Below are 12316 nucleotides of genomic sequence, written 5' to 3'. Positions count from 1 at the left end.
TCAATGATGGTGAGGGGGGATTTAACATGTCAGAGTAATGACTCGCCATCTTATATCCCCCAAATTCTAACTTACATGTAAGATCTATTAATAACTTGTTCCCGTGCTAGAATTAGTTTTTAAAATAGGGGTAGTTCCTGGGTTAGAATTGGCTCCTGGAGTAGGATTAGTCCCTGGAGCAGGATTAGTCCCTGGAGCAGGATTAGTCCCTGGAGCAGGATTAGTCCCTGGAGCAGGATTAGTCCCTGGAGTAGGATTAGTCCCTGGAGTAGGATTAATCCCTGGGGAAGGATTAATTCCTGGAGTAGGATTAGTCCCCGGAGTAGGATTAGTTCCTGGAGTAGAATTAGTTCCTGGGCTAGGAGTGGCGCCTGGATTAGGATTAATACCTGGACCTGGATTAACTCCTGAGGAAGGATTAGCATCCATATTAGAATTAACTCCTGAAGAAGGATTAGCATCCATATTAGAATTAATTCCTGAGCTGGGAGTAGTATTAATATTAGAATTGCTAGTGCTATTACCTAGGTCATTCTCTGCTGCATACACATAATAAAAAACGCTCATTCCCATTAAAAGCAAAAAGATTCTTTTCATTGTTATCTCCTTATAACCCTTGTTTTTTTCTTTATCTAAACCAAGTTTAGATAATTTTTCAGAAGATACTAAATGGTATAAAAATTTTTTAAAGTAATTATCTCTTCTGCCGATTAGATCGATATAGTTTAAAGTGACTCCAATTGGCATATGGATATAAATTACAAACTTGCAAAAAGTTCAATTATTTTAAAGGAATATGTGAATAAGTATGCTTATATAGGATTAAGCATTGCTATTAGTAGTATATTAATCGCTTCACTTATTGTGTCCTATCAAATAACAGGCTTTATTAATCTTGATGGCTTTATTAAAGCGCAAACAACCAATCCAGCTATTTGGATGCTTGATCTCACTCCCTTTCTCTTTGCCTATTGGGGGCAGTCGTTTTGTCATGGGTTAGTCAATACGGCAGAATCATTTGTTGCGAATAAAACGGAGGAGCTACGATATAAAAGTGGTGATCTCGAATCAAAACTAAAATATGAAAGTGAACATGATTTTTTTACTCAGTTGCCTAATGCACTTCTGTTTGGTGAACACATCACACAGGCCATTAATAAGATTGAAAAATCAAATGAATTGGCTGTAATTCTATTAAAATTGAATGATTTCAAAGCTATTCATAGCAATTTTGGTAATTTTAATTCCAATAGCGTTTTGATTGAATTTGTTAAAAAATTAAAAGAAATGTTAATTAGCTCTTTTATGCTACAGGCGACCATGGGAATCAATAGTATTGCCCGAGTAGAGGGTGATGAATTTGCTTTATTACTACCGAGGCTGAATAAAAATATTAATTTCAATGCGCTATTAAATGCTATTGTAGATGTGACCAATCTTAATTTTATAGTCGATGGAATTCATATAACCATTAGTACTACTGCAGGCGCCGCTGTCTATCCTTATGCAGGAGAGGATGATGTCTCATTAATAAATCATGCACGCACAGCCGTTTTTCATGCAAGGAAGAAAGACAAGCCCTTTGCAATTTACAATTCAGATATGGAAGAAGATTTTACGACAAATCGAATTGTGATGAATGGACTAAAGAAATCCATAGAAAACCAAGACATTAAGATCTATTATCAACCCACAGTTGAGCTAGCAACAGGTAAAATAATCGGAACTGAGGCTACAGGTAGTTTTGTACATGAAAAATATGGATTAATCGGCACAGAAAAATTTATTTCGCTTATTGAAGGATCAAATTTAATCCAGCAATTAACCTCATTTATGTTAACCAGTGTCACCCAACAATTAGTACTTTGGCATCAAGCAGGACATAAAATTTTTGCTTCGGTTAACTTATCTATTCAAGATGCTATTGATAAAAAGCTACCCGTCTTTATAGAAAGTTTACTTAACGAAAATAAAATTGCGCCTAAATACTTAATATTAGAATTCGATGAACGCGCGTGTTTATCTGATCAAGAAAAATCAATTAGCGTGTTAAATGAATTAAGCAATCTCGGTGTTAATATAGCAATACATGATTTTTGCAGTGGTTATTCTTCTTTTATTTATCTAGTTAATTTTCCTATCAAAACAATAAAAATTGAAAAATCGCTTATTTTAAATATGATTAAAGATAAGAAAAAATCTAAAATTGTTGAAGCCATTATTAAGATGGCACAAACTTTAGAATTAGATGTTTTTGCCAATGGGGTAGAAAACCAAGAAATTAGAGAACAACTCCAACAATATGGTTGTAAGTATGGACAAGGATTTTATTTCTCACACCAAGTAAGTCCTTATGAATTTATGGCTCAATTAAATTCAGGAATGACAAGATAATTATGCAGGAAATGGAAGGATCTTTTTTATATTTTTTTTAACGCAAAGTCTACGTTATTAGGCTCTTCATATGAGATATATTTCATTTGATGTTGTAAACAAAAATCACCCGCCTTTCTGATTACAGCCTCGTCATCCTCAATACGCACTCCTGGGATAGTTTGTAGTTTTGTAAGTAATGTTTTTAAGTTGTGGTTCTCTTCGGGTGTACCATATAAATGTCCTGTCCAAATGGCCAAATCATGCATCGGATAATAATACCAAATGAAGGGACAACCTAAAAATGAAATTCTCGGAAAATAAACTTCTTCAACAATTCGCCGAGGTGCGGTCTTTTCCACAGATTTCTTATAAATTGGTGCATTACCTTCGTTTTTTATATGAGGATTTAGTGATTCTTCTTTTTGAGAAAAAAATAGAGTCGAGAGTCGTTTCATTTGGCTTCCTTCATCAATACCAAAAATATCAAAAAATAACGTATTTAAATAATAAAATAAAAGTATTATCTTGGCATAGCGAGTGGGAACCAATTGTCAACAGAACCTAATGATATCATCTAGACGAAAATAATATAGTCAATACTTTATGATAAGCTTTGCTCATTGCCAGATAATTAAGTTTGTCTTGCATTTATAATTAAATAACCGAGTAGAAAACGCCCATCAACCCACACGAAGCAAAGAAAAATGCCTCATTCCGTCTAAAACTTCACCTCAGTTCCTCCTTACTTCACTAAAAGTTATATTGACGATGCTCCATGGGATCATTGGTTATTTCCATAGGATCATTGGCTATTTCCATAGAAGTGCTAAAAAAATTTAGTCGCCTCGCACTAATCATTTCTTCGCGTCTATATTTGTACTGTAAAATCTGAGCGGCAGCTCTTTCTTTTTTTAAAAAGCTAAGGTCCGTGTCTTGTTTACAGTATTTTTGCTCTTCTTCAATCATCACAAATTCCGGCTTAATTTTTTTAGAAGACTCATGGAGGTAAGATGGCTGAGACTTAGGGATCCCGAGGGTACCTTTGTAAAAATGAATGCTACTGTACTCCGTGCGCAATAAGTAAGATTGGAAAAGTGTTGCAATTCGTTCGTTCTTATCTTCATTACCACAACAATAAAGATGAATTTGTTGAATTTTTGGAGCCAAAAAAAGAAAATCATGATTAAAGCGTTCCGCTAAAACCGGTATAGAAATTTTTTTTATTTGCGTATTGTCATCAGCTCTGTTATAGAGATCATTTCCATTTTCAGAACCATGCGCACAAATATAAACGCGACTTATGCCAGAGGTATATTTGTCCAACGGTTGCTTATGATAATGAATATAGATTTCTTCGGTGGAAGACGACTGGTGAGCTTGTCTCCACAATTCAGTACCTATTACTAAATCACCTTGCTCATGCGCCTCAAAAGGAACGTACAAAATAATCACAACCTGTCCATATTGACTAATTTACAGACATTATACTGGAATAATATTAACGATGTATTAAAAGGACCTTCATTTTTTCGAATCCTGAACTGCCTCAAATTGCCTGTTGCCAAAAGAGAGAGACAAGAAATGGGGGGCACCGTCAACTTAACTTTGAGCTACACTGAATTTAATTTACTCGGAGAGTAAAGATACTAACAAAGAAGCCGAACAGATATCGAACTCTATTTCAAAAAGCTAAAGAAAGTTGGCAAGACACCGCAACACAGATTTTTCCGTCTAAAAATTCCACCCCAGTTCTTCCTTTGCCAATTCTGCATGAGTTTACCTATACTCATAAATGCAGACTACACTTTTTTATAGAGTCATTAATTAAGGATAAAAATGAGTAAAGCATCCATTATAATTGGTGATGAAAAAATCAAACCGGGACAACGTAAAACAATTTTATTGCCTATGCCAAAATTATATGACTGGACTCCTATCTGCCTGCCCATACATGTGATTAATGGTCCAGAAGAAGGCCCCACACTCTGTATTACTGCAGCTATTCATGGCGATGAGATCAATGGCGTTGAAATCATACGACGACTGTTGAAAAAAAAAGGATTAAAACATATCAATGGGAACGTCATCGCGATTCCTATTGTTAACGTCTATGGTTTTTTATATCAAGAACGTTACTTAATGGATAGAAGGGACTTAAATCGCTCCTTCCCTGGTAGCTCTAAAGGCTCACTTGCCTCAATGCTTGCAGAAATCATTAGCAAGCAAATTTTATCCCAATCGACACATGCAATTGACTTACATACTGGGTCAAACCATAGATTTAATTTACCACAGATCCGGGCAAATCTTGATATGCAAGGAGTTGAAGACTTAGCTCGTGCTTTTAACGTTCCAGTGATATTACATTCAACCTTTAGAGATGGTTCAATGAGAGAGTATGCAAATGAACAGGGAATTCATATTCTAGTCTATGAAGGAGGAGAATCGCTAAGATTTGATGAGTTATCTATTAGAACAGGTATCAATGGAATTTTAAGTGTTATGGGTGCACTTGGAATGATTAAACTCAGTAGATATGGGGTTAAAAAATGTACGCCTACTGTTTCAAGAAACAGCTATTGGCTAAGAGCACCTATCAGTGGAATTTTGAGGCACATCAAAAAATCTGGGAATAAAGTCACAAAAGGTCAAGTTATCGCAATTATAGCAAACCCTACAAGTACAGAAGAATATAAATTAAAATCTCCAATATCGGGTATTATCATTGGTGAAAGCAAACTACCCCTTGTACACTCAGGACAAGCATTGTTCCATATTGCGAGTTTTGAAAAATTGGATGTAGTTGCAGAACAATTAGAGAATTTACAAGAGGCTTTTGATTTAAACGAGTATGAGGATTGACACATAAAAAGTATCTCTCCCATACTCTTTTATATAGGAGAGCCATTTCTAATATCAATTATGAAGAAACGTCGTTCTTTTTGATTTTACAATGCAATAATTTCCAATAACCAAATAAATTAATCTTTTGGGAGTCCAAGAGCTTTAATTGCTTGTAATCCAGGATAGAGTGGACTGAAAAATCCGACTTAAAACCTACTAGTTTATTCACAAGAGCAAATTTTTTCTCAAAAAAACGAACTACTGCGTGTTCTGAAGCAAAATGATTTACAAATATAATTTCGGCTGTAGGTTTAGCAACACGAGTGATCTCCTGTAAAAAGGCATTAACATCTGGAACAACTGAAGCAACATACATAGCAACGATAAAATCAAAGCTATTATCAGGAAACTCTAAATAAGCCGCATCCATAACTTTTAATTGTACCCTATCTTCTAACTGATTTTTTTCAACCTGCTCTTGTGCTTTTTCCAGCATTTTTTCTGAGATATCTATCCCCGTAATCCGTAAATCTGAACGATAAAGAGGTAATGACAATCCAGTGCCAATGCCAATTTCAAGAATGGAAGCATTTTGTCTTGCGACTTTATTAATAATACTGGTGCATAATGAACGACCAGGGTTAAAAATAGATCCAAATAAAAAATCGTAGAAAGAAGCATAGATATTATAAACTTTTCTTATTGAAGCCACAGACATAAATCCACCTCATTCAATACTGCGAATTTGATAATATAAAAAATAATTAAATTGTTCTTCCCTACACCATCTTAATAACAAAAAATAATATAAAAGTACAGAACATTGACACTTCAGATTTCAAAGAATTGCTTGCTTTCGGCAAGTGTGCGTAACTAAAGACACCTCCGTTGTTTAGCCTATAGCCTCTATGAGGGGACTATTTAAAAAAGATTTTATTGATTTGGTATGAATAGAATTTTCATAAATCTTAGTCCTCTTGTAATTTCTCGTGTATTTTCTGTATGAAATTTAGAAAAGCGCGTATTTTTTGAGGTATAACTCTGCTCTGAACATAAATTGCATATACGGGAATGGGGATAGGATAATAACTTACTAAAATACTTTTCAAACGCTTTTGTTTAATTGCTTCATGGACGGCGTAGCTTGGTAATCGAGCAATACCCAATCCATTTAAAGTTGATTCTAATAATACTTTACTACTATTAACTGCCAATTTCGATTTAATATTAAATGACTTTACTTCTGATTCAATTAAAAAAGGCCAGCTCGTGGGATTGCCCGCATAGGCATAGGTTAAGCAATCGTGATTTAATAAATTTTTTGGATGAAGCGGTTCTGTATTTAGTTGTAAATAATCAGGAGAAGCACAGATTATTTCTTGGTAAATTCCCATTTTTTTTGCCACTCGGTCAAGTGGTGGCTCATGAGTCAGACGAATCGCTATATCTATTTTTTGATCGACCAAATTTAGTAGCTGTCCTGAAATATTCATTTCAAGTTTTATCTGTGGATATTCCTTCATAAAATGCGAAATATTAGGTGCTAGAAGATTATCCGTATAAGTCGGAGGTGCAGTAATGCGTAATAAACCCTCTGCCTTATTTCGAATCCCAGCAATAGTATGTTCAATATTTTGATATTCTTGAACAATCAAAGCTGCATGCTCAAATATTGACTCCCCAGCTGGAGTCAACTGAATAGATCGAGTACTTCGGTGGAACAGTGGAAAGGCTATATGTGCTTCCAATTCAGCCACTTGTTTGCTTACATAGGCCTTTGAATAATTTAACTGTTCTGCAGCTTTAGTGAAGCTCTTAAGTAAAGCAACATAATAAAAAATGATGAGCTGAGAATACTCTTTTTTCATTCGTTGTTTCCTAGAGGTAAACAGTTAGTTAAGGTTTATCTATATTGTAGATAATATCATATAAAAGTTAACATTAATTCTCGAAGCTAATAGCTTCTATATCGTCATAATTTAGTTATAAAAGGTGTACCTATGTGGAAAAAATCGAATAAATATTTTGAATACAGGAAAACGATTCCTGTTTATCTTTTAGGTGATAAAATCTCATTAACAACTGATTTTGTTAAAAATTTATTTGATAAAAACTTCAAAGTAATTGTAAAAAAAATAGATGACATTCATCAAATGGATCCCTTATATTTTGGTAATGAATGTATTTTAATTAAATCGACAGATGAATCTGATCAATCCCTTAAATTTAAAGAAAAAGGATATTCTGCCGTTAAGGTCCCCAATGAATATTTAGGGTTAAAATCAACTTATGAAATACAACACATTAATTATTCACCTGCTCTTGCAGACCATATTAGCTCTTTAGAGATTTTTTCTTTGAGACAATTTGAAAAATATAAAACACCTCCTGATAATGTAGCAAAAATTTATATTGCTAATTTTGAAAAGTCACTCGATAAAGATGTTAAAAAAGCCATCGTTAATGCGAAAGAGCGAGGTAAAAAACCAGTCCCCTATTTACCGGTAAGAAAATACACTGAAAATGAAGCACGATCCTTGTTAAATTACTTTAAAACACAAAATATTGATGAAGTTGTTATCTTAGCTGGTGGCAATTTTCCTGGTGCGGGTGAAATGTTAGTTGTTAATAATCAAACAGGCAAATTCCCTCAATGGCTGGAAGAGCTAAAAATAAACGATGCTTATCCTGAATGGATGAAAGTAACAACAGAAGGCGAAGCCATTCGTTCAGATACAGGAGAGTTACCCCATTGGTTAGGTATATCTAGCACAGGTATCTTAGAAGATAAACGTTTTAATAATACGTCTGAATTCCTAAAATGCATCAATTTAAATGAATATGGGATAAAAGAAATAGGCATTGCCGGTCATCCTGAGTACAGTAAATTTATGAACCAAGCGGAATGTATGAACTCTCTTTTAGAAAAAGAGAAAATTATTACTCAGCGAGGTATGTCTATGTATATTATTACTCAGGTCATTGCCAATCCGCATAAGTTTGTAACTTGGCAAAAAGCAGTGCGCCAACAAGGGATTCAATCAAAAATTTATATTGGCTTGTTGGTTCCCGATGCCGAAGCCTATCACGGAAGATTCTATAAAATATGTGAGGCACTAACGCGTAATCCAGATAAAAGTGAATACGATCCGGAGGGAATTTATAGAGTCGATAATGCCTTAAATACTCCGGAAAAAGTATGGGAATTTTTACTTTTATCTGGGGTTCAAGTAGATAATATTCATCTGTATACCGTGTCCGTTCCCCCGGAACAAACTAAAATAAATGGGATTACATCGGTAGCAGTAAATAATAACTCTATTGACCAAATTGACTTTGAAGAGCTAAGAGTTAAACACAAAAAAATGGCAAAATTTGCATTTAAAGCACCCTGGTTTAAAGAGTCACTGCATAATAATGTTAAAACCTCCGTCGATGATCTTCAATTTCAATCAACTCAAGAGTTAAAAAGAACTCATGTTTTTTTTCGCTCGGTTAAGACTCGCTATGCGGCAGATGATGTCTGTGCTAATGATCGAATGCGGATAAAGCTTTAAAATTACTCGTTAATTAATAGAAATTATAATTCCTCATTTGAATGTTCTGGATTCATCCTAGCACGAGATACATGTTTCTTTTGCAAAACGTTAAATTAGGGATTTTTATGAGAGGATTTAAGTAACTGATTCAACAAGGTTCTTTCTATTAGGCCTTGTTGATTTATCATTAAAAATTAATAAATATGTCCTCGAAACTTCACTAATACTTACCTGCATGATTTTAATATAAAGATAACGTATTTAAAAGATATTTATCATGACTCATTATCCCAGAAAAATAGGAAGAATCTGTCTCTTAATTGCCTGGTTGATTCTTCAAAATATAAATCTATTGAATCATTTTAATTTTTTTAATTTCAATATATATTGATATTAAAAAATTAAATGTGTTCTGCATTTTCAACTATACTTATAGCTAATTATTAATTAAAACTGATTGTTACGGGATATATTTTATGGATATAAGAAGAATTAATTTAAATTTATTAATTCATTTTGACACTTTGATAACCGAACTCTCTGTTTCAAAGGCTGCTGAGAAAACGTTTTTAACACAAACAGCCATGAGTTATATTTTAAAAGAATTACGTGAATTATTTGATGATCCTTTATTTATCAGGAAAGCACACGGACTTCAACCTACCCAAAAAGCCTTAGATTTAGCACCAAAAATTAAAGCGTTTTTAGATAGCTCTAAAAATATTTTTCAAGAAACAATTTTTGATCCATTTACTGAAGAGTTATCGTTTAAAGCTATTTTATCAGTTCACGGAGAGTTTCTTATTTTATCAAAGCTATGTGCTTATTTATCCACTAATGCCCCAAATTTTACGTTAAAAACACTGTCATTGTCAGAATACGTCAACCTAGAACATCTATTAGCGACGGAAATTGACTTTGTAGTGGGACCTGCGTTTCTTGAAACTGGAAATAACGCTAATGCCGAACTCTTATTTTTTGATGAGGTCGTATGCGTGATGGGCTCATCAAATCCTCTTGTTAATCAGGAACTCACCACCGAAGATTTCTTCAATGCCGATCATGTTGAAGTACAATTCAGTTACCTACGTAAAGACAATATGCTATTCAAAATATTGGCCGGGCTTGGTAAGAGAAAGACAAAAATAATTGTACCAAACCTAATTAATGTCTGCGAAGTAATAGGTCAAACAAATTGTATTGCAATGATGCCTCGTTCACTGGCTGTTTCATTACAAAGCAAGTACCAATTTGAAATTAAACCCTTCCCCTTTCCTATCAAAGAATACCGAATTATGCTCCATTACCATAAACGACTAGAGAATGATAAGCGATTGCGGTGGATTATCGATGTCATTAAGAATCATTGTTGTCAATAAGTTGCTCTTTTTACCGTAGGTTAATGTTATTACTTTAATAAATTTTGTTCACGGTGCCATGCTTTGAGTTTTTAGTACAACCAGGAGATTCGTATGAAGATCATTGTCAGTGGAGGATCAGGCTTCGTTGGTCAAACGTTGATACCCGAACTCCTTCAATGTGGACATGAAATTCATGTGCTAGGACGAGATGAAGGAAAAGTGAGAGAAATATTCTCAAAAACAGTCCATGCAACAACTTGGGATAGACTTAATACCTTAGATCCGGACGAGTTTGCTGCAATAATTAATTTAGCAGGAGAAGACATTACTGCCCATCGCTGGAATACACGAGTTCAAGAGCAACTGCTTTCCAGTCGTCTTAAAACAACAAACCAACTCGTAGAATGGGGAATCACTGCAAAGAATAAAAAACCACATTTATATAATGCAAGCGCCATTGGCATTTATGGATTACAAAAAAAACAAGCACAAGACAACATTATATTTACCGAAACGTCTGAGCCTATTCATTTTCCTGAAAAGAGTTTTGCAACACAGCTGGTTACACAATGGGAAGAGGCAGCGAAAAAAGGGTTTACAATGGGTATGCCAATTACCTTAATACGCTTTGGTGTCGTCTTAAAACGTGGGAAAGGGATGTTAAAAAAATTGCAGACTCCTACTCAGTATGGAATGGGGGCGGTGATCGGCAACGGAGAACAACCCTTAGCCTGGATTGATAGCACCGATCTTGTTCATGCCATTTTATTTTTGTTAGCACATCCAGAGATTACAGGGCCTATAAATTTAGTAGCACCAGAATGCGTCTCACAAAAAAAATTCATTAAAACATTAGCTCAAGTTTTAAAAAAACCAGTATTTCTGTGGTTACCTGCTTGGAGTATTCGACTTTTATTTGGCCAAATGGGCGAAGAGTTGTTATTATCAGGACAAACAGTAGCGCCTCAGCGTTTAGCTGAATACCAATTTAAATTCAAATACCCAACTTTATTAGCTGCTTTAACTAAGGAATTTGGAGGTTGAAAGTCATCATGGGTCTTCGCTTATTATCTCGAGATGAAGTCAAACAATGCATTACTATGGATCAAGCGATTACCGCTATGGAAAACGCATTTGTTCAATTAGCAAAACAACAAGTTCAATTACCATTAAGAACTGGAATACCTATTAAGGAAGAGGATGCTTTGACCTTAACAATGCCCGCTTATCTTGCTCAAGATAAAGCCTTGGGATTAAAAGTAGTATCTATTTTTCCTAGAAATAATGCAAAAAACAAACCGTCCATTACCGGTTGTATTTTGTTACTTGATGCCAATACTGGAGAGCCTCAAGCATTAATGGACGGAGGGTATCTAACGGCACTAAGAACTGGCGCTGTTTCAGGCTTAGCGAGTAACTATTTTGCGGTAGATAATGCAACTCATGTTGCAATCATTGGCTCAGGAGTTCAGGCAGAAACGCAATTACAAGCAGTAGCAACTGTACGTGCTATCAAACAAGTCTCTGTATGGTCCAGAAATATAAGCAATGCCGAACAATTTGCTGAAAAATTTGCGGATCAATATGCCATTAATGTATATGATCATATTCCAGCAGCAGTTAAAAATGCAGACATTATTTGTACTGCAACTGGAAGTACCGCGCCACTACTTCATTTTAAGGACATACAACCCCATGCGCATATTAATGCCATAGGCTCTCATACGGCGCAGATGAAAGAACTCGACAATGACTTGCTAAGCCGTGCGATAGTGATTGTCGATCAATTGCATGCAGTATTAACTGAAGCTGGCGAGATTATAAGTGCGTTACAGCAAAATTATTTAAAGCAAGAGTCAATTATTGAAATAGGTGATTGGCTGCTTCATAAAAATCAAGACTACAAAAACCAACTCACCGCTTTCAAATCAGTAGGGCTTTCCATACAAGATTTAAGTGTCGCTTCGGTGGTTTACCACAATGCAGTCACTAAAAAACTAGGTACATTTTTTGAGCTTACCTGATACTCATCTATTTTTGCAAGTAAATCAGCTAGGTAAAAATTATCAACGTTCTGCAGCTTGTCCCTGAAGTTCCACACAAGCTGCAGAAAACGCCCCATATCATTAACTAATCACTTCCTATCTTATTAAAAATAATAATTTATCAAATTATTTGATATCACATATAACTACA

The 12316-nt window shown here is 34.7% G+C and carries 11 protein-coding genes; 7 read left to right on the top strand and 4 right to left on the bottom strand.

What is annotated here, in order from left to right; all coding sequences use genetic code 11:
* Positions 1–103 precede the first annotated feature (103 nt).
* Together Lsan_RS23070 and Lsan_RS13600 are read left to right on the top strand one after the other, a co-directional pair.
* Entirely contained in the window at positions 104–553 is a 450-nt protein-coding gene (locus Lsan_RS23070; RefSeq protein ID WP_133134282.1) for a hypothetical protein, read from the top strand.
* A 194-nt stretch (positions 554–747) separates the two neighbouring features.
* Positions 748–2394, top strand: a complete 1647-nt coding sequence (locus Lsan_RS13600) for a putative bifunctional diguanylate cyclase/phosphodiesterase (RefSeq protein ID WP_058514759.1) — start codon at positions 748–750, stop codon at positions 2392–2394.
* A gap of 26 nt (positions 2395–2420) precedes the next feature.
* Here Lsan_RS13600 and Lsan_RS13595 read toward each other — a convergent pair whose 3' ends face one another.
* Entirely contained in the window at positions 2421–2831 is a 411-nt protein-coding gene (locus tag Lsan_RS13595) for a hypothetical protein (RefSeq protein ID WP_237762140.1), read from the bottom strand.
* Positions 2832–3126: 295 nt separating this feature from the next.
* Positions 3127–3828, bottom strand: coding sequence for a hypothetical protein (locus tag Lsan_RS13590; protein WP_058514757.1), 702 nt, complete (start codon positions 3826–3828; stop codon positions 3127–3129).
* A 384-nt stretch (positions 3829–4212) separates the two neighbouring features.
* On the opposite strand from Lsan_RS13590, the gene Lsan_RS13585 reads away from it, so the two are divergent.
* Positions 4213–5238: a succinylglutamate desuccinylase/aspartoacylase family protein gene (locus Lsan_RS13585; protein ID WP_058514756.1), complete on the top strand. Its 1026-nt coding sequence runs from the start codon at positions 4213–4215 to the stop codon at positions 5236–5238.
* 58 nt (positions 5239–5296) lie between these two features.
* On the opposite strand, the gene pmtA is transcribed toward Lsan_RS13585, so the two are convergent.
* Together pmtA and Lsan_RS13575 are read right to left on the bottom strand one after the other, a co-directional pair.
* Positions 5297–5938 (bottom strand): phospholipid N-methyltransferase PmtA, encoded by a 642-nt coding sequence (pmtA, locus tag Lsan_RS13580; protein ID WP_058514755.1) that lies wholly within the window; start codon positions 5936–5938, stop codon positions 5297–5299.
* Positions 5939–6188: 250 nt separating this feature from the next.
* Positions 6189–7088: a LysR family transcriptional regulator gene (locus Lsan_RS13575; protein WP_058514754.1), complete on the bottom strand. Its 900-nt coding sequence runs from the start codon at positions 7086–7088 to the stop codon at positions 6189–6191.
* 132 nt (positions 7089–7220) lie between these two features.
* On the opposite strand from Lsan_RS13575, the gene Lsan_RS13570 reads away from it, so the two are divergent.
* The 4 genes from Lsan_RS13570 (at position 7221) to Lsan_RS13555 (ending at position 12144) form a co-directional block, all read left to right on the top strand.
* Entirely contained in the window at positions 7221–8777 is a 1557-nt protein-coding gene (locus tag Lsan_RS13570) for a methylenetetrahydrofolate reductase (protein ID WP_058514753.1), read from the top strand.
* A gap of 458 nt (positions 8778–9235) precedes the next feature.
* Positions 9236–10138, top strand: coding sequence for a LysR family transcriptional regulator (locus Lsan_RS13565; RefSeq protein WP_058514752.1), 903 nt, complete (start codon positions 9236–9238; stop codon positions 10136–10138).
* Positions 10139–10231: 93 nt separating this feature from the next.
* A complete protein-coding gene (locus Lsan_RS13560) occupies positions 10232–11164 on the top strand; it encodes a TIGR01777 family oxidoreductase (RefSeq protein ID WP_058514751.1) in 933 nt (310 codons plus the stop codon).
* A gap of 8 nt (positions 11165–11172) precedes the next feature.
* Positions 11173–12144 carry an ornithine cyclodeaminase family protein gene (locus Lsan_RS13555; protein ID WP_058514939.1) on the top strand — a complete coding sequence of 324 codons (972 nt, stop codon included), beginning with the start codon at positions 11173–11175 and terminating at the stop codon, positions 12142–12144.
* The last annotated feature ends 172 nt before the right edge of the window (positions 12145–12316 follow it).

The sequence above is a fragment of the Legionella santicrucis genome, from assembly GCF_001468135.1.
Lineage (GTDB): Bacteria > Pseudomonadota > Gammaproteobacteria > Legionellales > Legionellaceae > Legionella > Legionella santicrucis.
Note: the sequence above shows the minus strand (reverse complement) of the source record. Positions and strands in the feature narration are given on the sequence as shown.